At 60.8% G+C, this 21,991-nt stretch carries 20 protein-coding genes and 1 pseudogene; 10 read left to right on the top strand and 11 right to left on the bottom strand.

Annotation, left to right across the window (positions count from 1 at the left end; translation table 11 throughout):
- Positions 1-2 precede the first annotated feature (2 nt).
- Both ACO2Q5_RS18370 and ACO2Q5_RS18365 read right to left on the bottom strand, forming a co-directional pair.
- Positions 3-782 (bottom strand): annotated as a pseudogene (locus tag ACO2Q5_RS18370) (IS481 family transposase); the annotation flags it as partial.
- Positions 783-839: 57 nt separating this feature from the next.
- Positions 840-1,577 carry a TrmB family transcriptional regulator gene (locus ACO2Q5_RS18365; protein ID WP_423293731.1) on the bottom strand — a complete coding sequence of 246 codons (738 nt, stop codon included), beginning with the start codon at positions 1,575-1,577 and terminating at the stop codon, positions 840-842.
- A gap of 350 nt (positions 1,578-1,927) precedes the next feature.
- Here ACO2Q5_RS18365 and ACO2Q5_RS18360 point away from each other — a divergent pair, with 350 nt between their 5' ends.
- The 6 genes from ACO2Q5_RS18360 (at position 1,928) to ACO2Q5_RS18335 (ending at position 7,319) form a co-directional block, all read left to right on the top strand.
- On the top strand, positions 1,928-2,698 hold the full coding sequence (locus tag ACO2Q5_RS18360) for an ABC transporter permease (protein WP_423293729.1): 771 nt from the start codon (positions 1,928-1,930) through the stop codon (positions 2,696-2,698).
- 7 nt (positions 2,699-2,705) lie between these two features.
- Positions 2,706-3,530 (top strand): ABC transporter ATP-binding protein, encoded by an 825-nt coding sequence (locus ACO2Q5_RS18355; RefSeq protein WP_423293727.1) that lies wholly within the window; start codon positions 2,706-2,708, stop codon positions 3,528-3,530.
- Entirely contained in the window at positions 3,527-4,579 is a 1,053-nt protein-coding gene (locus ACO2Q5_RS18350) for an ABC transporter substrate-binding protein (protein WP_423293725.1), read from the top strand. Before ACO2Q5_RS18355 ends, ACO2Q5_RS18350 begins: the two co-directional genes overlap by 4 nt.
- 50 nt (positions 4,580-4,629) lie before the next feature.
- Entirely contained in the window at positions 4,630-5,331 is a 702-nt protein-coding gene (locus ACO2Q5_RS18345) for a flavin reductase family protein (protein WP_423293723.1), read from the top strand.
- The gene (locus ACO2Q5_RS18340) at positions 5,318-6,241 is read left to right on the top strand and encodes a carbon-nitrogen hydrolase family protein (RefSeq protein ID WP_423293721.1); all 924 of its coding nucleotides are present in this window, start codon (positions 5,318-5,320) and stop codon (positions 6,239-6,241) included. The genes ACO2Q5_RS18345 and ACO2Q5_RS18340 overlap by 14 nt, the downstream gene beginning before the upstream one ends.
- 178 nt (positions 6,242-6,419) lie before the next feature.
- Positions 6,420-7,319, top strand: coding sequence for a type IV secretion system protein (locus ACO2Q5_RS18335; protein ID WP_423293771.1), 900 nt, complete (start codon positions 6,420-6,422; stop codon positions 7,317-7,319).
- 207 nt (positions 7,320-7,526) lie between these two features.
- Here ACO2Q5_RS18335 and ACO2Q5_RS18330 read toward each other — a convergent pair whose 3' ends face one another.
- Positions 7,527-8,246, bottom strand: a complete 720-nt coding sequence (locus tag ACO2Q5_RS18330) for a hypothetical protein (RefSeq protein WP_119136622.1) — start codon at positions 8,244-8,246, stop codon at positions 7,527-7,529.
- 152 nt (positions 8,247-8,398) lie between these two features.
- Between ACO2Q5_RS18330 and ACO2Q5_RS18325 the strand changes: the two genes are divergently transcribed.
- A complete protein-coding gene (locus tag ACO2Q5_RS18325) occupies positions 8,399-9,259 on the top strand; it encodes a LysR family transcriptional regulator (protein ID WP_199725322.1) in 861 nt (286 codons plus the stop codon).
- Positions 9,260-9,351: 92 nt separating this feature from the next.
- Here the strand turns inward: ACO2Q5_RS18325 and ACO2Q5_RS18320 are convergent, their stop codons facing one another.
- Complete coding sequence (locus tag ACO2Q5_RS18320) at positions 9,352-9,984, bottom strand: tyrosine-type recombinase/integrase (protein WP_058099359.1); 633 nt, start codon at positions 9,982-9,984, stop codon at positions 9,352-9,354.
- Between the two features lie 173 nt (positions 9,985-10,157).
- On the bottom strand, positions 10,158-10,835 hold the full coding sequence (locus ACO2Q5_RS18315; protein WP_058099360.1) for a TetR/AcrR family transcriptional regulator: 678 nt from the start codon (positions 10,833-10,835) through the stop codon (positions 10,158-10,160).
- Between the two features lie 65 nt (positions 10,836-10,900).
- Here ACO2Q5_RS18315 and ACO2Q5_RS18310 point away from each other — a divergent pair, with 65 nt between their 5' ends.
- The 3 genes from ACO2Q5_RS18310 to ACO2Q5_RS18300 all read left to right on the top strand — a co-directional run bounded on the left by ACO2Q5_RS18310 (position 10,901) and on the right by ACO2Q5_RS18300 (position 13,757).
- On the top strand, positions 10,901-11,620 hold the full coding sequence (locus ACO2Q5_RS18310; RefSeq protein ID WP_058099361.1) for an SDR family oxidoreductase: 720 nt from the start codon (positions 10,901-10,903) through the stop codon (positions 11,618-11,620).
- Positions 11,621-12,181: 561 nt separating this feature from the next.
- Positions 12,182-13,249: an AAA family ATPase gene (locus ACO2Q5_RS18305; RefSeq protein WP_423293717.1), complete on the top strand. Its 1,068-nt coding sequence runs from the start codon at positions 12,182-12,184 to the stop codon at positions 13,247-13,249.
- A complete protein-coding gene (locus ACO2Q5_RS18300; RefSeq protein WP_423293715.1) occupies positions 13,242-13,757 on the top strand; it encodes a hypothetical protein in 516 nt (171 codons plus the stop codon). The genes ACO2Q5_RS18305 and ACO2Q5_RS18300 overlap by 8 nt, the downstream gene beginning before the upstream one ends.
- A 315-nt stretch (positions 13,758-14,072) precedes the next feature.
- Here ACO2Q5_RS18300 and ACO2Q5_RS18295 read toward each other — a convergent pair whose 3' ends face one another.
- The 6 genes from ACO2Q5_RS18295 to ACO2Q5_RS18270 all read right to left on the bottom strand — a co-directional run bounded on the left by ACO2Q5_RS18295 (position 14,073) and on the right by ACO2Q5_RS18270 (position 21,960).
- Positions 14,073-16,055, bottom strand: coding sequence for a type IV secretory system conjugative DNA transfer family protein (locus ACO2Q5_RS18295; RefSeq protein ID WP_423293713.1), 1,983 nt, complete (start codon positions 16,053-16,055; stop codon positions 14,073-14,075).
- Positions 16,056-16,057: 2 nt separating this feature from the next.
- Complete coding sequence (locus ACO2Q5_RS18290; protein WP_423293711.1) at positions 16,058-18,217, bottom strand: hypothetical protein; 2,160 nt, start codon at positions 18,215-18,217, stop codon at positions 16,058-16,060.
- A gap of 63 nt (positions 18,218-18,280) precedes the next feature.
- Positions 18,281-19,267, bottom strand: coding sequence for an ATPase, T2SS/T4P/T4SS family (locus ACO2Q5_RS18285; RefSeq protein WP_189382240.1), 987 nt, complete (start codon positions 19,265-19,267; stop codon positions 18,281-18,283).
- A complete protein-coding gene (locus ACO2Q5_RS18280; protein WP_423293709.1) occupies positions 19,267-20,586 on the bottom strand; it encodes a TrbI/VirB10 family protein in 1,320 nt (439 codons plus the stop codon). Before ACO2Q5_RS18280 ends, ACO2Q5_RS18285 begins: the two co-directional genes overlap by 1 nt.
- Entirely contained in the window at positions 20,583-21,299 is a 717-nt protein-coding gene (locus ACO2Q5_RS18275; RefSeq protein WP_423293707.1) for a TrbG/VirB9 family P-type conjugative transfer protein, read from the bottom strand. Before ACO2Q5_RS18275 ends, ACO2Q5_RS18280 begins: the two co-directional genes overlap by 4 nt.
- A gap of 1 nt (position 21,300) precedes the next feature.
- Positions 21,301-21,960: a virB8 family protein gene (locus tag ACO2Q5_RS18270; protein ID WP_423293705.1), complete on the bottom strand. Its 660-nt coding sequence runs from the start codon at positions 21,958-21,960 to the stop codon at positions 21,301-21,303.
- Positions 21,961-21,991: the final 31 nt, after the last annotated feature.

The raw sequence follows: 21,991 nt of genomic DNA, 5'->3' as shown, positions 1-21,991 counted from the left end.
CAGTAGTGGAAGCGCTTGACGGTCGCCTCCTTGATCGTGCGGTTCATCCGCTCGACCTGGCCGTTGGTCCAAGGGTGGTTCGGCTTGGTCAGGCGGTGCTCGATGCCGTTTGCCTCACAGATCATGTCGAAGCGCATCGGCCTGGAGTAGATAGTATTCCGGTTCCGAGGCTGCTCCGCGAATTGAATGCCGTTATCCGTGAGAATGGTGTGGACCTGATAGGGGACGGCCTCGAGCATATGCTGCAGGAACTCCCATGCGGTCTTTCTGTCAGCCGTGGCAACGAGCTGCGCGACCGCAAACTTTGACGTTCGGTCGATACCGACGAAGAGAAAGAGCTTGCCCTCGGCGGTCTGCACCTCGGCAATGTCGATATGGAAGAAGCCGATGGGATAGCGTTTGAACTTCTGTCGCTTGGGCTTGTCCCCTTCGACATCTGGCAAGCGCGAGATGCCGTGCCGCTGCAGGCACCGATGCAGCGCCGAACGGGTCAGGTGCGGAATCGACGGCTGCAGGGCATAGAGGCAGTCATCAAGCGGAAGCAGCGTATGGCGCCGGAACGCCACAACCGCCGCCTCTTCAGCCTCGGTCAGCACTGTGGACCGCGGCTCCGTCGGCCCGGTCTTCATGTCCTCGACCGTCGCGCGCTTGCGCCACTTCGCCACCGTCTTCGGGTTGATGCCCAGTTCGCGGCTCAGCTGCGAGAGAGAAGCTTGCGATCGCTGTATTGCAGCTCTGACGGCGTGCGTGGTCGTGGCGCTCCCGTGACGAACTTGTCCCATAGTGCTTCCTTCCATTCCCTCGAAAGGATCGCACCATCAAACCGTGGGATCAAACACCTAGGCCTCACGGCTTAGCGCCCACATCGCGTCGAACATCGCGGTCTGGAAGGCGGCAAATTCGGCGCTGTCGATGACCATGCCGTAACTTTCACGCGCCGATGAGATCAGGCAGACCTTGTTGCCATAGATCAGCGTCGTCATCGCCAGCGCATATTCGGGCGGGGCATAGCGCAACTTGCGCAGCCATGTGTCGCTGGAAGGCCAGATCGGTTCCAGATCATTTGCCTCGGATCGGATCACATGCAGCCAGACGCCCCGGCGGGCACGCTCCTCGAAATAACGTTCGATCTCATCCAGCCCGGGCTCGACCATCAGCTCTTTCATCGAGAAGGTCGCGCGCAGCACCTTTTCCTCGCCCGCGATCGTGTCCCAGAGCGCGGTCATGATGCCCTCACGCCCGGGATGAAAGCGCACATTGGGTTGGCCGCGTTCGTGGTGATACATCGACCGCAGGATGGGCATCATCTCGTCAAGCATCTGGCGCCGGGACTCGGCCCGCTCCAGCAGCACGCCGGGTTCGCGCGCAAGCACCAGCCGCCGCTTTCCGCGTTCGACAAATTCGACCAGCCCCTCGGCCTCAAGCTTCAGCAACCCGTCATGCGCGGTCGTGCGCGCCATGCCCGCCTTGGCCGCAACATCGCTGATCGAGGCGCCGCCAAGATTGATCGTCGTCAGATACAGCCGGTGCAGCGTGCCGGTGATGCCGATTCGCGCGAGTTTTTCTTCGATATCCATTCTGTATCCAGTCTGTCCCCTGAAGACCCTGCCCGAGTCCTTGTCGCAGCGCCACCCGCAGTCAATATGTCGGAATGATCCGACAGAATATGGGGACATTCAGGTCGGGAGGCAAGGATTTTTGCCAAAATTCCAAGTATAGTGCCTATTATATAAGCATATATAGGCGCAAACCCAGATTTTATCCTGTCATCTCTCGATTCTTATTTGACGGCTTTCACCGACACATGATCAACCCGACAGCAAGGCGGCAGATCGCAATCCACCCGCTTCCCATTACGGAGACAGACATGCAGAACAGCGCTGGATCACCAGCCCTATCGCCGCAAGCCGTTGCACGCCAAGGCGGCATGGCGCGGCTATTCAAAAACCGCAGCTTCCGGGGCGCGGTGGGTCTTTTGTCGTTCTTTGCGATCTGGCAGCTGCTGACCAGTATCGGCGTGATCGATGCCTTCCTGCTGCCGTCGCCCGTCGCTGTGGCCGGGGCGCTGTGGGATATGGCCGTGGACGGCTCGCTCTGGATCCATCTTGGCGCCAGCCTGCGGCGTGTTGCCATCGGGTTCGTGCTTGCCTGTATCGTGGGGATCGCGCTTGGTCTGGTCAGCGGCTGGTGGCGCGGTGTTGCCGATTTCCTGCGCCCGGTGATCGAGGCCCTGCGCCCGATTCCGCCGCTGGCCTGGATCCCGATCACCATCCTGTGGTTCGGGCTGGGCGACAGTGCCTCGTATTTTCTGGTGTTTCTGGGCGCGGTGTTTCCGACCTATGTCGCGACCTATACGGCGGTGCGCGGGCTTGACCGCAACCAGATGAATGCCGCGCTTTGCCTTGGAGCCAAGCCCTGGCAGCTGATCTGGGACGTGCTGGTTCCTGCCTCGCTGCCGATTGTCCTGCCGGGGATGCGGATCGCCCTTGGCATCGGCTGGATGTGCGTGGTCACCGCCGAGCTGATCGCCGCGCAGACCGGGCTTGGCTATCTGATCCAGCAATCGCGGATGCTGTTCCAGATCAACAATGTGGTGGCGGGTATGGTCACCATCGGGCTGGTCGGCTTTGCCATGTCGGCCGTGCTGGAAATGATCGAGCGCCGGGTGAATGCCTGGGCCCCTTCGGAACGGAGCTGAGATCCTGATGATGCAGACAGTCATTACCTCTGGCACGCCCTCGGCCGCCCCCGTCCAGATCGACATCCGCCATGCCGGCAAGGTTTTCGGCGGCAAGGGCGGCGACAGCGCCGTCATCGCGCTGGACGATGTGAACCTGACCATCCGCAAGGGCGAATTCATCTCGCTTCTGGGGCCGTCGGGATGCGGCAAATCCACGCTCCTCAGCATTGTAGCGGGCTTTCAGGGCGTAAGCTCGGGCAAGATCGAACAGAACGGCCGCCCGATCCTGCGCCCCGAGCCGTCGCGCACCGTGGTGTTTCAGGACTATGCCCTGTTTGGCTGGATGACCGTCCAGCAGAACGTGGAATTCGGCCTGAAGGCCAAGGGCATGGCCAAGCGCGACCGGGCCGCCATCGCCCGCGAACTGATCGCGCTGGTCCGGCTTTCGGGGTTTGAAGACAAATACCCGCATCAGACCTCGGGCGGGATGAAACAGCGCGCGGCGATTGCCCGGGCGCTGGCCCCCGATCCCGACATTCTGCTGATGGATGAACCCTTCGGGGCGCTTGATGCCCAGACCCGGGTGCTGCTGCAGGAAGAGATCGCCCGGATTTCATCCGAGGCCGGAAAGACCGTGCTTTTCGTCACCCACGGGATCGACGAGGCGGTGTTTCTGGCCGACCGCGTGGTGGTGATGAGCCCGCGCCCGGGTCGGGTGCGCCAAGAGGTGAACGTGCCGTTGCCGCGTCCGCGCACGGCCGAGATGCGGTCCGATCCATGGTTCGTTCAGACCGTCAATGAGCTTTGGGAAACATTGAAGCCGGACTGGCAAAAAGGGGAAGAAGAATGACGTCGATGATCACACGCCGCCGTTTCGGCCAGCTGGCCGCAGGCTTTGCCGCGACCGCGCCTTTTGCGGCCCCCGCAATCCTGCGCGCGCAGGAACTGGATGTCGTGCGGATGGGCTGGTTCAACACCACCACCGTTTCGGCCCAGATCGCCCATGTGCTGATCCGCACCGATATTGCCGAAAAGCACGGGATCAAGATGGAGATGCTGCAGCTTGCCGCATCGCCCGCCATCACCGAAGGTCTGGTCTCGGGCGCCTGCGACATCGGCACGCTGTCGGACTTCGCCGCAGTCACCACCATGGCCATCGGCGCGCCGGTCACCACCGTCTCGTCGCAGGCGCGGTTCCGTTCGGGTGTGCTGGCGACCACCAAATCGGGCATCACCTCGGTCGAGGAACTGCGCGGCAAGCAGGTTTACGGCACCTTCGGCATCACCGCCTTCCAGAACGCGCAGGATGCGATGATCAAGGCGGGGCTGACGCCCGGCAAGGACATGACCTTCGTAAACGTCGGCCCGGCCGAGCTGGCCGATGCCGTGGGGTCGCAGCAGATCGATGCCTTCTTCACCTATGACCCCTTCGTTGCCTTCTTTGAAAACTCGGGCATGGCCAAGGTGATCTCGCAGGATCTGTCGCCGGTCATCGCCCTGACCGCGCGCAATGAATTCGTCGAAGGCCGCCCCGACGTGCTGAAACGCTATCTGGTCGCCAGCAACGAGGCGCTGTTCTTCGCCAGCCAGAATCAGGAACTGGTCAATGGCTGGTTCCGTTCGCTTGAACCGGCCAAGAACATCCCGCTCGAGGTTCTGCAGGAGGCGTCAAGCTATGATCCCGCCTGGGGCGCCAAGACGCTGACCGATGTCCGGGCCGAACTGTCCGCCGAGCAGATCGCCAAGATCGGTGTGCTGGGGGTCTGGGGGGCCGAGAACAAGCTTCTGCCGCGCGAACCTGTGGTGGCCGATTTCATCAATACCGAAATCGCCGCTGCGGCAGATGCCGAGTTCTGGGCCAGCGGCTTTGACGCGGCCTCGGTCAAGGTTCTGGGCTGAGGACATGGATCCGGGGGCGGTGGCAGAGCCGCCCCCGGGACCCGCACGATATGACCGATACCCCCCTGAACCCGCCCGACCGGCATTTCGACATGGCAGCGCTTGGCGGTGACGAACGCTATCGCCTGCTGGCCTCGTCGATCATGCCGCGCCCGATTGCCTGGGTCGTGACCTGCGATGCGACGGGCCGGGTGAATGCCGCACCCTATTCCTTTTTCAATATGTTCGGGTCCAACCGCCCGGTGGTGGCGCTTGGTCTGTTGCCGCGCCCCGACCGGCCCAAGGATACGGCGGCGAATATCCTCGCGACCGGCGAATTCGTCGTGAACCTTGTGCCCTATGCGCTGGCCGAGGCGATGAATCAGACCTGCATCGACGCGCCCCCGGGCACGGACGAGCTCGATCTGGCCGGGCTTGCGACCAAACCTTCGCTTGCGATCCGTCCGCCCCGGATCACCGCATCCCCCGTGGCCTTTGAATGCGTGCTGCGCCACCGGATCGAAACCGGGCCCGGCCAACTGCTGATCGTGGGGGAAGTGCTGCACGCCCATTTCGCCGGGCATCTTCTGACCGGCGACCCCGCCCGCCCGCGCATCGATGCGGATGCGCTGGATCTGGTCGGCCGGATGCATGGCCCCACGGCCTATACCCGGACCCGTGATCAGTTCGATCTGTCCCGCCCCGTCTGGCAGGACAGCCTGCCCCCCAAACAGGGGGAACCCAAGGAGAAGCTAGAAAATGACAACGGTTAAGGTGGCCGCCGTTCAGGCCGCAACCATTCCCTTTGATGCCGCTGCGGCCACGGCCCGCACCATCGCGCTGCTGGAAGAGACCGCAGCCACCGGCGCGCGGATTGTGGTTTTCCCTGAAGCCTTTATCGGGGGCTATCCGCGCGGCCTTGATTTCGGCTGTGTCGTCGGCCGCCGCACGCCCGAAGGGCGCGGCGATTTCGCCCGCTACGCCAAGGGCGCGATCACCGTGCCCGGCGCCGAGGTGGATCAGATCGCCGAGGCCTGCATGCGCCTTGACCTGACCGTGGCACTGGGTGTGATCGAGCGGGATATGGGCACGCTTTACTGCACGATCCTCTACTTCACCCCCAAGGGATATGCGGGCAAGCACCGCAAACTGATGCCCACCGGATCCGAGCGGCTGGTTTGGGGTTATGGCGACGGGTCGACGCTTGAGGTGGTCGATACCGAATGGGGTGTCTTCGGCGGCGCGGTCTGCTGGGAACATTACATGCCGCTTCTGCGGGCGGCCTTTTATGCCAAGGGTGTGCAGATATGGTCCGCCCCCACCGCTGATGACCGCCCGACATGGGTATCCACCATGCAGCATGTCGCGATGGAGGGGCGGTGCTTCGTCATCTCGGCCTGTCAGGTCATGCAGCGGTCAGATTATCCCGAGGATTACGACAGCCGAATCGAGGCCGCGCCTGCGGATTACATCATGCATGGCCGGTCGGTCATCGTCGGGCCTTTGGGCGAGATTCTGGCCGGGCCGCTGGTTGATGCCGAAGGTATCCTGGCCGCCGACATCAATCTGGACGACATTCTTGGTGCCAAGCTGGATTTTGATCCGGTCGGTCACTACGCGCGCCCAGATGTCTTTACGCTGCATGTGAACGAGCGGGAAAACCATCCGGTGATCAGCAGTTAATTGTCAATCCCAGCCAAGACGGCCGTGCCGTACTAGGCGCGAAGGCGGGTTTCTGCAGTAAGGGCCTAGGGCTGGTGGACATCGGCTGGCTGAGAGAAAGAGTACGGCTGCGCTATTCGTGACGGGTCCGGGAATGAGGATTGGCCTCAGGCGGCCCGTCACGGAGCGACAGCCATGAATAATATGCAGTTATCGTTACTTATTTACAGCAGCTGCCATTCTGGTTGCTAGGTTCTTCTGGTACCTGATCAAGCTGACGCTGATAGGTCTCTTTGCCTTCAACTGGGCCAACTTCAACGCAGTTGCCAATGCCGTCATCGGCGGGCTCGACTACGTCGCCGGGGCCCTGATCTCCTCGGTTGGCGGCGGCGGGGCAGGGGCCACGTACTTTGCCGCCGAGTTCGATGATCTCATCACGGAGTTCAGCCAGTACCTGAACGCTATCGGTAACAACCTGAACTGGATGACTGGCGCGATCCTCGGCGGAATCGGCCTCGTGTTGCTCAGCCTCCTTGGCTTCATGACCGGCATCGTCCTCATCTTCGCCAAGATGATGCTGACCCTAATGCTCGGCCTTGCACCGATCATGATCGCGCTGTCGCTCTTCGATGCAACCAAGGATTTCTTCCACAGATGGGTCTCGACGACGATCAGCTACGCCTTCTTTCCCATCGTCATCGCCGCCATGTTCTCGACCGTCGTCGGCATGGCGAATTCGCTGCTGGCCCAGCTCGGCGATCCGAACTCAGCCACCAACATCGGCTCGCTGGTGCCGTTCTTCGTGATGGTGTTCCTGGCCAAGGGCTTCGTCGCGGCAACACCCCTGATCGTGCGGGGGATTTCGGGGAACCTAATGGTGGCCGCGGCACCCGCGATCGTCAGCGGTTCTGCAGGAGTGCTGCGGGGGCTCGTGAATACCGCAGGTGTGCAAGGCAGGGCGCGGATCGGAGCGCTGACCACGGGTGAGGCGATCGGGCGGGGGGCGGTGCAGGCCCCTGCAGCTGTGCGGAGCGCCGCAGCGACCGCGAGCGCACAGGTGGTCAGGATGGCTGAGAGAGCAAAGCGGTTGGGGCGGTAAAATCCAATGCGCCGCCGCCATGATGCCTTCTCGTTGATGCGAAGGGCGGGAAGTGTGCATTCGCTGCGCCGGTCACGAACGGCAGCAGTGCGAACAAAGCGCCAATTCGCTGCAGTTACTCGAACGACCGCTTCACGATGATCTAAATTCGTTCGGGAAAGCGCCTGATGCGTTGCACCAGGCGCCTCTTGTTCCTGTCACATCGCGTTACTTGATGGCGAGGATGTCGAAGTTGTGGACGTTAGCGACCACACCGTCGTCCCACCCGCCAGCGACCAACTCCGCTGCCCGTTCGTTCAGCAGCCCGGCGACTTGACCGGCAAAGTGTGCTTCACGGCCAGCATTGTTGGCGAAGATGTCGAAGATTGCGAAGGATGTCTCGTCAATCTGCAGCGCCGCCCAGAACAGTGTGCCGGGTTCGCTTTCTCCGACGATGGGACCAGCTGCGGTCAGCAAGGCTGCCAATTCCGGCCCTCTGCCGGGTGCTGCTTCGAGCGTGATGTACGTGGCTGTCGTGGCCGAGTAGAGATCAACCGGTTCTTTCACCGACAGGACATCGGAATTGTTGATATTCGCGACAACACCATCGTCCCAGCCCCCGGCGACCAGCGCGTCGGCATTTTGGTTCAAAGCCGCGGCTACAGCGCCGGAGAAATGCGCATTGCGCGCTTTTTCATCCACGAAGATATCAAAGATCGCGAGCGTATCGTCGGCTTGCAAGGCAAACCAAAGCACGGTGCCTGGTTCGGTGTCCGCGACAATCGGGGCGGCTCCGGCCAGAAATTTGGCGAATGCTTCGGTCTGGCCTTCAGCGGCGGGCATGGCGATGTAGCTGGCAGTGTGATTTTCCATTGGGGTTTCCTGTGCGAGTGCAGATGTCGTGATCAAGGCCAAAGCGGCGAGTGTCTTGAGAATTTGGGCTTTCATGGTCGCCTCCTGATCGACAGGTCGTTGTGGTTTCGATGCACCCTTTTCCCATGCCGAATGCCTCAGACACCAATCCCGAACTTCTATTCTTTGATAGACATGTGCTATGGTGAACCTCATGGCGGAAAGTGACGGAGACCGTGGCAGTGGAGATGAACCAGATCAGGTATTTTTTGGCTGTCTGCCAGCATCGCAACTTCACCCATGCCGCTAGCGCCTCAAATGTTTCCCAACCGTCCCTGACGACCGCGATCAAGAAACTTGAACACGAGCTCGGTGGTGATCTGTTTGTCAGGGACCGCGCGGGATGCAGGTTGACGGCACTCGGAAAACTCATGCAGCCAAGGCTACAGAAGGCGCATGACGAAACGCAGGCAGCTAAGGCAGAAGCCGTCCGCCACACGCGACTAGAGCGGGTTCCTGTTTCTGTCGGTGTTGGCGAAACGATTGGTCACAACCGGATTTCAGCCGCCGTGGAACGCTTCCGTACACGATTGCCGCAAGCCGAAATAGAGTTGATCGTGGCGTCGGCCTCCAAGCTTCTGGCCGGATTGCGAGAGGGTGAATTTGACGTCGTAGTCACAGCAGCGACGGTCAGTGAAGACCTCTATCGAATAGACCGGCTCTATGACGAGTCCTACAAGGTTGTGGTGTCCAAGTCGCATCCGTTGTCTGAACGAGACGCTGTTTCTCTTTCGACACTCGCTGAAACTGACATGCTCGATCGACCCAATTGCGAAATGCGCGATGCGTTGCATCGGGCATGTGCAGACCAAGGTCTCGAACTCTACGCAGCCTATCGGTCAAATCGCGTGGATTGGTTAGTCGAACTCGCGCGGCAGGGATTAGGCGCGGTGATTTTGCCAACCACGGCAATTCCAGCAGACAGGGGCCTCGTTTCGATACCCATCGACGGCCCTGAAATTTCGCGAACTGTTTCTGCTCTTCGTTATCGGCACCAAACGACGAGACCAGAGACAAATGATCTGATCCGTGAGATTGCGCGTGTGTAGGCGTAGTATCATTGATGGCCGACATTCGCGCATAGTGCAGTAACTGGTACTTTGGGCCGACCAGCGCGGAATGCGCCGGTCGGATTAGTTTTCTAAAGGTCGATCCCCTCAGAGAGCGTCAAAGCATCCTCGATGTCGACACCGAGATAGCGCACCGTGCTGTCCATCTTCGTATGGCCAAGCAGCAGCTGGACCGCCCGTAGGTTTCCGGTCTTCTTGTAGATCTGCGCCACCTTGGTTCGCCGCATCGAATGTGTACCGTAGGCGCTAGGCTCCAGTCCGACCGATACAACCCATCCCCGGACGATCCGGGCATACTGTCGCGTCGACAGATGCGGACTGCCATGGATTCGGCTGGGCCAAAGGAACTCCAGGCCGATCATTTCGGGGTCGTGGATCCAGCGCTCGAGAGACAGCCGCGTCGTCTCGGTGATTTCGAACCGGACCGGCTTCGCGGTCTTGCTCTGGATCATCGACGCTCGTTCCTTGACACGCCCAGCAGCGAATACATCCCGGACCCTGAGACTGACGAGATCGCAACCACGCAACTTGCTGTCCACGGCCATGTTGAACAGCGCTAGGTCACGTAAATTGCCTGCCATCTCGAGGCGAACGCGTATGGACCAGACATGCCGGGGTAGAAGCGGGCGTTTCTGGCCAACAATACGTCCCTTGTTCCAAGGCGCACGGACGGGACGAAGGATAGGAAGAAAATCAACGGGCATGGGACTACCTCCAGTCCACCGGCCCCACCCTTCTTCGGTCATGCCGACCACGAGACTGTATCACGTTTCGGGCCAAGACGGGCATCGTCGGCCTGAGTGCGCATGGATGCAAGTGCGAACGCCTGCTCGCGACAAATGGCCGACGAGGTCCGTCATGCCAATGCGGATCGCACCTACTGTAGCGTGCGTTGGCGCAAAGAGTCCTTTGCGGTCATCTGTATCCGATGCTGGAAGCTGATCAGCCAGGCACAACACATATCGGTCAGGCTGGCCTTCAGCGCCGTAATTTGTTCCATGCCCAGCTGGCGCTCAAAGGCGTTGCGCACGGCTCCGTAGACCACGGTGGTCAGGGTCAGGTTGATCTCTGCGGCATGCTCCGGCGGCAGATCCGAAGCCTGACGAAACATCTTCGTCGTTGCTGCATCGACCCGCGTTGCGAAAGCCTGCATCAACTCACTGTTGTCGAGCGCCGCAACTGAACGATAAAGGGCTTGCGTCAGATCGGCCCGCTCGGTCTTGGTGGTCCAATAGGTCTCAATCAGCGCAGAGACCATTTTTGATGCGGGTTGGCCCGCCATGAGGGAGCAGGTTCCTTCAACACGTTCTGCCAAGGTGTTGAGGTAACGCTCGTTCAACGCGATGATCAGCGCCTGCTTGTTCGGGAAATACTGATACATCGTCCCGACCGATACGCCCGCGCGCTCGGACACGCGCGTTGTCGTGAGGCGCGCCAGACCCTCGGCCAGCAAAACCTGAATGGTCGCCTCAAAAATCGCGTCCACGGTCACGCGCGAGCGGCGTTGCACGGGTGTTTTACGGGGCTTGGACCATTGCGATACTTGGGGTGGCATATGCGAATCCAAAACCTGAAAACTCCTTCATATATTGTTCGCAGAGCTATGAAGGGAACACAAAAATGGCAGAGAACCGCATTGCGCTCGTGACCGGCGCCAACAAGGGCATCGGGTTGGAGATATCCCGCAAGCTGGCGCAAGCCGGTGTTCATGTGCTGATTGGCAGCCGTGACAAAGCACGTGGAGACGAGGCCGCCGCCGTTCTGGCGCGGGATGGACTGACCGCAAAGGCGGTTTTGCTGGACCTCGACAGGCCAGAGACCATTGCCGACACGGCCGAAGCCATCGCTGCCGATTACGGCCGTCTGGATATTCTGGTCAACAACGCGGGCATCTTCGATTTTGCTGACGCGACACCCAGCAAAGCCTCAATAGACGCCGTGCGGCGCGTGATGGAGGTCAACTTCATCGGCGCACTGGCTGTCACGCAAGCGATGCTCCCGTTGCTGCGCGCCGCGCCTGAAGCGCGGATCGTGAACCTATCGAGCGCGCTTGGGTCGCTGACGATGAACGCCGATCCCACCTCGCCCTACTATTCACAGCAGTTCATCGGTTACAACGCCTCGAAGGCGGCACTGAACATGTTGACGATCCAGCTGCATGAAGAGTTGCGGGGCACGAAGATCAAAGTGAACTCGATCAGCCCCGGTTTCGTGAAAACCGACCTGACCGGCTATGGCACGATGACCCCCGAAGAAGGCGCGAGGCTTCCGGCGGAATATGCGCTGAACGCTAAAAGCAGCGGTGGCTTTGTAGAGCCGGACGGAAGATCGCCGTGGTAATGGGAGTGGGACGGGGCGGAGTTACTGCTTCGTCCCGCATAGCCGACGGTGGCGGCGTGCTCAGGCCGCATCAAGCCTAAGCGTCAGCTTTCGGGAATGCTGCATTGCAGTAGCCGCAGGCGCCGACTGGCAGGTAAGGGCCGCGCTCGCTTGTCGTGACGAGCAAGACGGCTGAGGGGCCGAACCTGACAGTTGCTGTGGCGCAGCATGTTGCTCGCGAGCCCAAAGCTGCCGTTCACCCCGTTCCGTTTGAACGTCCGTTGTTCAACTTTTGTGCCCGTGGCCAGTGCAGCGGCCTGCGCCGCGTTGAAATGCATTTCTGGCGATACAGTCCCGTGTTTGGCGCGTCTCAGGGCCTCCTTGAGTTCCACTCGTTCTAGGATCATCGTAGATCGGAAGCCGAGTGTGCAACTGGCGTACATCGGCTGTCGCAGGTAGCGAGGTGCGCGGTCTTTCGGTTCCAGAAATCTATCCCAAGTGGGAATCCTTGAATACTTAAAGCTTGCTAAGAGACTGAATTTTCGTGAAAATGATATCAGACATAGATCGAGGGCCAGGATCATGCTGAAGAACGCTACTTTTAGCAATTTTACAAGCATACCGAGTGATAAGTGGGAATTTTCTCCTGGACTCAATGTGATTGTCGGGGAGAATGGTCTAGGTAAATCTCACGCTCTTAAAGCACTTTATTCAGTTTTGAACTCACTGAAACCAGATGGCTCGCAATTTAGTAGCCCGCCCCCTGAGAAGATTGGGAAATCTCAACTTGAGAAAATAATTGCAGATGAGTTGGTCGGTAATATGCGACCAGATAGCTTGGGGCGATTGGTAAAGCGCAAGCAAGGCAGGAATAGGGCCGAAGTCACCCTCAATTTCAAAGACAAGGCGCTCGATTTAAGCTTTGGCTTCGCAACAAACTCAAAGACTCAGGTAGAGATTGCCGATCTACCTACTGCAGCCTTAGCCAAGCCCCCGGTATTCATTCCCACCAGGGAGTTGATTACTCTGTGCCCGTGGTTTGTTTCACTCTTTGACACTTACAGCGTGCCTTTTGAAAAAACATGGCGTGACACAGTTCTTCTGCTGGGGGCCCCAAGTTTGCGGGGGGCGCGCGAAAAGAAGATTGGTGAACTCTTGTCTCCCATTGAAGACGCCATGGGGGGCAAGGTTGAGGTAGATGCGAACGGTCGATTTTTTCTTAGAGTAAATGGCGGGCGTATGGAGTCCGCATTGGTTGCTGAAGGCCTTCGCAAGTTCGCGATGTTGGCACGCTTGATAAGCACAGGTGTTTTGCTGGAACAAGGCTATCTCTTTTGGGATGAGCCGGAAACCAATCTTAACCCAAAGCTCATAAAGGTTCTTGCGGCAGTTATCGTCAGCCTAGCAGATCAAGGCATTCAAATTTTCCTCGCTACGCACTCAGTATTTCTTGTAAGGGAGATTGCGATCTTAACCGACGGTCGCAAGAAGAAGTCGCAGTCGCGTTACTTCTCTTTGGCTGCTTCGGGGGATGAAGAGGTTTCCCGGCTCGAGCAGGGCAATGAAATTGATGAACTGAGCACCTTAGTTCTGCTTGACGAAGATCTTCTTCAGTCGGATCGATATGTGGAGTCATCTCTACATGATTGATATAACGTTGATTGAAGGCAGATTGTCATTTGATTTTGAGCAAGTTAATTTTGCACAAAAATATGATGATTGGCGCCACTACAGGAAAGTCTTCAATTCAGCTTGTGAGTCGTCAAAAGCTGTTGACTTTTTGGCATCAAAGGCGGGCACTCTCTGGCTTATAGAGGTCAAGGACTACAGGAGGCATTTGAGAACGAAGCCTTCTGATCTGGCAGATGAGGTCATGTTAAAAGTCCGTGACACAATGGCGGGCCTTGTCAGCACTGCGTTCGTTGGGATGGATTCTGATGAGAAAAGTACATCGCGGAGTGCGCTTTCACATCGCAAACTCCGAATTATTTTTCACCTTGAGCAGCCGTCTAAACCATCGCGACTATTTCCAAGGTCAGTAGATCCAGCTGATATTTTAATGAAACTAAAGCAAAAGCTTCGCTTCGCTGACTATCACCCGATTGTAGTAGATAGAGCGACGTTTCCTGCGTCACTTGGGCGAGTGACCAGCATATAAAGGACGTCTTGGTAGTTGCTGTCTAAGCAAAGGCGTTCAATGCGACCGAAATGGACAAAATGACTGGCAGCGACCGTCCCAGTGCTGGCATTGGTGAACGCTGTAGCGTACGTCCGCTCTCCGTCCGACAGGCCATCTTGGTGAGGATGGCGCGCCTTCCTCTGCCGCAGATGCAAAGGGCCGCTTTTCCGCATCGCAGACGTTCCGCAGCTCGAGATGCTGCGCCCCATGTCCAATGGCCGGTTCGGGGAATGCCGCCGCGCAGCACCGGTGAGGCTCGACCGTCAGCTATGGGCCGGGTTCTGCTAGAGGTTTTCAAGCCTCCATGCCTGTTAGCTTTTGAGAAAACTTGCTCATCTTGGCGACTGCGATCGCGACGGATGGCTTCAGGGCATCGAGATCAACCGCGGGTGTGGCGACCGCTTTTCCTCCAGCCTGCGCTTCGGCACCGGTTTCTGCCCGCACCGCCTTCGCGGAGATGTCTGGCCGCGCGACAATCTCCGCTGCGAGTTTTGGCTCAGGCTCCACCGGGGCGTCCGACTTCGGCTTCTCCGGCCTTACAAAATCGACGACCATCCTTTCGGCCAAGCGCCGCTCCAACGCTTCCATCCGCGCGGTCAGCCCCTGAACCGCGGCGGTCTCCTTCGGCGGGTAGGGCAGCGGCCCGGATTGCGCTTCGAACAGCGTCTTGAAAGTCGGGTCTTGGAAATACACGATCCGATGGACGAGGAGCGGGTTCTGCCGCTCCGGGATGAGGATGGCCTGATCCGGGTTCAGCCGCCGAACTTCGTCGGGGGTCAGGAGGGGCCGCTCCTCCATCCTCCGACTGACGGACCGCCGCTGCATGAAATCCCGATCCCTCGACACGCTGTCCGACACAGAAAGCTTGGTCGTCTTGCCCAAAGCATCCGAAATCTCCCCGGCGGTCTTCTTGTCGTTGGCCGCGAGGTAGAGCTTCATGCCGGCGGCGGATTCGAGCGACATGCGGACGTTTTCGCCATAAATGTTGTCGAGGCCGGGGATCGACTGGGTGATGATCGAGACCCGCGCGCCGTGGCCGGCGAGCTGCTTCAGGGCCTGCTCGACGATGGGCATTGGCCCGAGTTGGTCGAACTCGTCGAGCATGACCATGACCGGCCAGGGCTCGACTTTTGGGTCAGGAAGGGTCGAACGCATGGTGGCAATGAGTTCGCCGAAGAAGAGCCGCACCAAGGGTGACAGTGTGCGGATGTCATCGGCGTTGACGACGACATAGATCGACATCGGGCGTTTGCGCAGATCCGTGAAGGAGAAGTCGTTGCCGGAGGTAGCCCGGTCCACGGCCGGGTTGTTCCAGAGCGTCATGCCTGCGCCACCCAGGACTGAAGCGTGGGACGACAAGGTCCGGTCGGAATAACCTGCGAACTTGCGGAATGTCTGGGCGGCGTTGGGGTGTTTCACCTCCTCGGCATGCTCGCCGTAGACCTCCTGGGTCGCACCCCGACCAAAGAGGATGCGGCTGATTTCGCCGATGGTGGGCTTGCCGCGCTCAATCGCCAGAAGCCCTGCAGCCACGAACAGCTCGCGTCCCTCGGTCAGGAAGTCGCCAGCCGTCCCTTTGTCCGAAACCGTCAGGAAGTAGTCCGAGATCTTGGCGAGTTCCGTGTATCGCTGTTCGGGGTTTTCAATGCGGGCGACGCGCTCGAGCGGGTTGTAGCGATGGGTCGGGTGTTCGAAGTCGAAGGGCGAGAAGCGATAGACCGCATCGCCCTCGGCTTGCCGATGCCGCGAGGTGGCCTCGAAGATCTCCCCCTTCACGTCGAGAACGACGATGCTGCCGTTGAACAGGAGCGTGTTCGGAATGACATAGCCCACGCCCTTGCCGGCGCGGGTGGGTGCGACCACGAGGCAATGCGGGAATTTCTGGAAGGTGGCGCTGACGTAGGGCGCGCGCTTTGAGGGAGCCCCGAGCTTACCGAAGACCATGCCTGCGCCTAACGGCTGCAAAAGGCCATTCGCTTTCATCTCGGCGCGGGCCTGGAACTTGGCCTGACCATAGCCGGTGAGCTGCTGGCGGAAGGTCAGGGCGACGGCGGCGATCGTGAAGACCACGGTCGAGGCACCGACGATCTGCCAGGGCAGCACCCAAGGCACGGACGTCAGCCGCGAAAGCCCGGGAAATTCCTCGATCAGAACAAAGATGCCAGTCGCGTTCGGATCGCGACCGAGGATCAGGTTGAGGACGAGGCCTCCGGCAATGAGGCCGACCAGAGCACCGGCCGTCAAGCCTAGCGGAAGAAGGAGCGCGATACGTTGCATGGTCAGAACTCCCGGTCCTTGGCATGCGTCCGGTCGTGAACAGGCGCGCGCGCATGTTCCGGCGGCTTGGGCGCGGCATCGGTTGCAATGCGGCGCTCAGCGGCTTCTACCTCATGGGCGCTGAGGCCGAGAGCGGGGTGTTCCTTTGCCGCGGAGATGACCGCTGCGGCCATGGCCTGGCGGGCACTCGCGTCGGGAACATCCTTGGCCAAGGCCTCGGTGCGTCCGGCGGCGATGTCTTTCAGCGCGTTGGCACCGTACCGCTCCTTCATTTCTTCCGCGAAATCCCGCGCTTGGGTCTCGTTGCGGAAGGCGACCGAGCCTTGCTGGGCATGGAGTTTCGCCATCTTGTCCAAGGCCTCAACCATCGGGTCAGGGGCTCGCGAAACGTCGATGCCGCGGGCGGACTGGATCATCTCGGCGGCGCGTTCGTAGAAACGATCCAGGCGTTCGGCGGCTGCACCGCGCCCTTGCGGGTTGTCGAGGTCATAGCCGTGACGCTTGGCGACGTCGCTGAGATCGGATTTCACCCAAGCTTTCTCTTCGCGGGCGTTGGCGGCCCCGGTCTCCAGGCGCTTTTGAAGCTTTTCGGCGTCGAGACCTGCGAGGCGGGCGTTGAGGGTCAGACTTGCCTGCAGATCGCCGGCGCCGCCGGTTTGAAGTGCCGTTTCTTCGCCGGCTATCGTCAACGTCGTTGGACTGATTGTCGTGCTGTAGAGGGTCGAACGGGGAGGGGCCTCGCGCCCGGTCTGCTCCCGATCCAGACCAAAGGCTTCTGCTGCATCTTTGGCGATGCCCTGCAGTTCCGATCGCAGTTCTTCCTGCCGGTCCGACGGCAGCCTGTCGATCTGTTCGCTCGACCTTGCCACCCAGGCGGATATGGCCCTCGCCGGGTCTGCCGTGAAGTCGCTGCGCAGCCGTTCTTCCTCTGCGTGGCCCATGAGAACCGGGCTTTCAGCCAGATGCCTGGCCAGGGCTTCACTCAACGGACCCTCGTCCGGAAACTTGGCCAGAACCTCGGCACCTCCATCGCGACCATAAGAAGTGACCGCAAGGAGTTCATCGGGCAGAAAGCCTGCGGATCCTTCGCCGTCGACAAACCGGCCCGTGCCAAGCGTGGCCTCGGCATCTGGAATATGCTCAGCCACCACTTGCCGCAACGCGGGATCGGCAACCAGACGTTCAGCATGATCACGGGTCGCCTCGGTGTCGCGGCCGAGGGTCAGTACCAGTTGAGCCTCTTCACCTGCATAGATCGCGGTTTCAGGTCGGGGGAATTCCGGCTGTTCCCGATGCTCCAGGACGAGGCCTGAGGGTATGCGTTCTGTGTCTTCGTCAAGGTCGCGTTCTGTCGCGGCCACCCGGCTTACAGCAATTTCCAGCCCCTCTTCGCCACCTTCGTAGAAATCCCAGGCGTGACGCAGGGCGTCCCGGCTGGTCGCAAAGGTCCGGTCCGAGAAGCTGATTTCCGTTTCCCCGTCAGGCAGCTTGGCTTCAAAACCCACATGCAAGCCCTTGTCGGTCGCCACGGCCACCGGGCGCAACTCGACATCCCGGTCCGTAATTACCCAATCCCCAGTGGCAATCACCGGCGACTTCTCTGCCGTGACGGCCTGACCGACCTGCGCTTCGGCGTCCACCACCCCTTCCCGGGCCTTCACCGCCGCCTGCAAGATGGACCCTGGTGCAGGTTCCTCCGTCCGATCTGACCAAAGGCTTGCCGCCTTCTCGGGTTCGCGGCGCGCGAAGGCCTCGAGGTCGTCTTTCAGCCCGGCGTCCAGCCGCTCGACGACATTTTCGCCATTCCGACCGGCTTGGACCCTCTCCAGGCGCTCGGAGATCGAAGCCTCCATAGCCGCCAGAAACCCGGCCCGAAATTCCGCATCGGGGGCATGCGAGTCCGGCAGCGATTTGAAATACCGCGTCTCGCCGCCCCCGTGGACCCCATGGAGTTCCGTGCGGGCCATGGTCCGGGCGGTGTTGCCGTCGACATGGGTGACCGAAGGCCGCTCAGCCGGATCGGCCCGGAAGAAGGCTTCGCCGGCTAGACGCGGGTCTTCGAACTCCTGCGAAGTCCCGGAGAAGGTCAAACGGACGGAGAAGTATTCCTTCCTCCGATCAGCGGCCCCGTTCGTCTGCAGGCCGTCAAAGTCCTGATCCATGAATGCAACCTTTCGGCCCGCTGGCCGGTCAAGAGAGGAAGAGGGTGGGCTGGGCGGTGCCTGTCAGTCGTCGAGCCCAGGGAAATACATCTCCATGATCCCGCGGCGGTCGCCCTGGCGGCCCATCTGCAGGATCACGTCGATCGATGTCTCGAGGTAGCGGATGACCTCGGCGAAGCTGAGTTTGGTGCCCTGTGCCATGACGAGAAGCGCCAGCCGGTCCATCGCTTTGCGCGCCGAATGGGCGTGGAGCGTGGTGAAAGAGCCGGAATGGCCGGTGTTGATCGCATCGAGAAACGTCGCGGCTTCCGCCCCGCGCAATTCGCCGAGGATGATCCGGTCTGGCCGAAGCCGCAGGGTCGCCTGCAGAAGCTTGTCCGCCGAGCGGGGCGAGGCCTCGTCACGCTGCGCGATCAGGCTTACGGTATTGGGCTGGCCGGGCAGGAGTTCGAGGGAATCCTCGATGGTGACGATGCGCTCATCGGGAGCGACCATCTCCAGAAGCTTGCGGCCGAGCTCGGTCTTCCCCGTCGAGGTGCCGCCCGAGACGATGACGTTCAGCCGCTCAGAGACGAGCCGCCCGAGAAAGGCATCGACATCCGCCCCTTCGGATCCGGCACGGATTTCCGCGACCATGACCCGCCGTTCCTCTTCCAGAGACTTCTCCTGTCCCCGCAAGAAGCTGAAGGAGCGCGGCGCGCGCCGATGATCCCCTTGTCGCGATCGAAACACCCGGATGCCGATGACCGTGCCGCCAGAGACAGCAGGTGTGCCGACCACCTGACAGCGCAGCATCAGATCACGGTAGCGAACGGCGGCCGAGACAAGCGGTGCGGCCTCTGTGAAGGTGTTCGAGGTCGAATTGGCGATCTGCGCGGCGAGGTCGCGCACTGAGCGCGCGGGCAGGGGTGCAAGCCCGCTCGGTCCCATATGGATTTGCCCCGACCTCTCGACCCAGATCGTGCCATCGGCATTGATCGCAAGTTCCATGACGGCCGGGTCAGCGAGTGCCGCGTCGAGTTGCCCGAGATAGGTATCGAGATAGCTCATCAGTAGAACTCGATATCGGCGTCGACCCGGACCATGACGACAGCCCCCTGATTGACGCTGATCGTCGGCGGGATGCGCAGGTAGTCGGCCATGACATCATTCACCGCCTCACCGAGGTCATTGCCGACGTTCTCGGCGGTGTCGGATGCCACCTCGTCGCCTTCGTATCGGGCGGCGGCGATCGCAGGGACGGCCCCGATCACCGAGATTAGGGCGGCGGTGCCGAAGCGCTGCAGGAAGTGGTTGCGCACCTTGCCGGGAAGGCCGGAGCGCCCGATGCGGTCCGTGCCGTAAGCTGCGAGTTCCACGGACTGGCCATCGGTGGTCACGATCCGGTCCCAGGCGATCAGCACCCGGCGTTGACCGGCATCGACCTCGGAATCGTAACGGCCAAAGAGACGGGAGCCGCGCGGGATGAGGACGCGGGACATATCGAAGGACCAGACATCGTGACTGACCACGGCGGCGACATTGCCGGAAACATCGGTGCTGACGGCGGTCTCCAACGAGGCCTCGATCAGGGTGCCCTGCATAACGGTATAGGCAGGGTTGGCGATCACCTCCGCTTGCCGGACCTCGGTCGACTTTGCCCCCGCGCGCCGGAAGGCCTCATCGCCTGTGGCAGCGGCACCTCCACCTCCAGGACCGGTCGGGGCGGCACCTCCCGTCTCCCCGCCCATATCCATGGAGGAGCGCATCGCGACCATATCGGAATGGATCTGCGCCTCTTTCAGCATCTCAGCTTCCTGGCGCTTGCGGGCCAGTTCCTCTTCGCGGGCCCGGGCCGCCTCGGCCTCGGCGTCACCCTCGACGAGCGCCTTGGTCTCAAGCTCGGTCTGGAGCCGGATGTTCTCGCGTTCGAGATCGGAGAGGGCCGCCTCGCGCGCCTTGGCATCGGCATCGAGGGCCACCAGTTGGGCCTTCAGATCGGCGAGCGCCGCCTCATCGGTGACGGTCACGGGATTGGCTTTCAGATCGGCGATCTGGGTATTCAGCGCCTCGATCTCGGCCTTGAGCCGGTCCGCCTCGGAAGTGTCCGGGACGGCAGGGACGATCTGCGGTTTTTCTTTCGTGATCGAAAACCCGTCGGCACCGCCATCCCCTTGGAAATCACTCACCGAGGCGGTTTCCAGCGCAGGTGCCGGGGCAGGGGCCTCCGGGGCGGCGATGACAAGCCAGGCCCCAACGCCGACGCCCGCCACAGCAGTCACGGCCGAGAGAGCATAGGGGTTCACGCCGCTGCGGCGCTTTGGTGCTTCGGCAGGTCTCATGCGGGCCATGCGCGCGGCAAGTTTGCCGTCCTGATCGTCTTCGCTCATTGGTCGGCCCCCGCTTCCGCGGTCACGCAGACATACTCATCCCCGTAGCGCAGAACCCAGCGTTCCGAGCGGGTGCTGACGGTGATCGTGGTGCCGCGCACGGCGGAGTTGACCGAGTATTCCTGTCCCTTGGCATCGGCCCGGAAGATCGTCGGCATCGGCGCGCCGGGCGGGATGAGAAAGGTGGTCTTCCGCCCATCATCCGAGATCGACACCGGCGCGAAGTCGGGGAGCCGCTTGCCCTTTTTCATGACCTTGTAGGTCATCGGTAGGGCCGCCGGGATGTCTGTTCCGGGCGAGGTGCCGCGGGAGCTGCCTGGCACGGTGAACTTCACCGAATAGTTTGGACTGCCCTTCGCACTCTCCGTCACTTGAAGGAAATAGATGTTCTTCTGGGTCTCGACCGTCAGGTTGGTCGTGGCGCCCGCCACCACCGGCTTGATGATGAAGAGGTTCGACCGCTCGAGCTTGTCGATCTTGAAACTTTCGAGATCGCCGATGGCGATCGACTGGATCTTCTCGCCATCGCCCAGTTCGACGAGGGTCACGGTCCGGAGTCGCGTGGTGATGCGATAGACCTGACCCTCCTGATAGGTGGCATAGGTCACCCGCGCGTCATGACTGCCGGATTTCGGGGCGGTCTCGGCAAAGGCGGGCAGGGCCGCGAGGCTGGCCAAAAGACCCGCCGTGATGAATATGAAGCGTCGGGTCATATCAGCCTTCCGAAGGGGTGAGGGCCTCGGATGTGAGGCGATAATCGGTAACGAGGAACCCGGTCGGGTTCTGCCAGACGAGATCGAGTGCGGTCTGTTTGGTCGGCTCAAACCGGTAGGTGACGGTCGCGGTAAACTTGCCTTCCCGGTCGGGGATACCCTCGCCATCCGAGACCCAGGTCTTGGTGAAGCGGACTTGTGCCGTAGTCTCGGTCACCGGCGTGATCGAGAGAATGTCGACCCGGACCTTGGAGCTCTCTCCGTAAAGTTTCGGCGGGTAGTTCGGATGGCCTTCGGTCCAGAGCGCCACGAGCGACGACTTCGCATTGGCCTCGGACCAGGTATAGGCGCGGAGAATCCGTTCCTCGTTGTCGTGCTGGTCATAGGTTTCGCGGTCGGTGACATAGGCGAAGAGAAGGCTTTGCCGTATGGCCTCGGCCTGTTCCATTCCGGCCTTCTCGACCGCCACCACGCGTTCGGCCACGCCCGTGTCCTTGTCGACGATGGCGAGGAAGGCTTCGGTCTCCTTCAGGGGCAGTAGGGTGACGACGGCGATCATCCCCATGAGGCCGATGGCGAGCCCGCCGCCTGCCACGGCGTAGGCAATGCGCTCGCGCTTCTTCACGCCGAAGAACATCTCGGCCTCGATAAAACTTCTCAATTCAGGGGGTGAACCTGTCATGGTCTTGCTC

Source organism: Neotabrizicola sp. VNH66, from assembly GCF_049445895.1.
Lineage (GTDB): Bacteria > Pseudomonadota > Alphaproteobacteria > Rhodobacterales > Rhodobacteraceae > Pseudogemmobacter.
The sequence above is the reverse complement of the archived record's forward strand: the minus strand, read 5'-3'. Positions and strand labels throughout refer to the sequence as shown.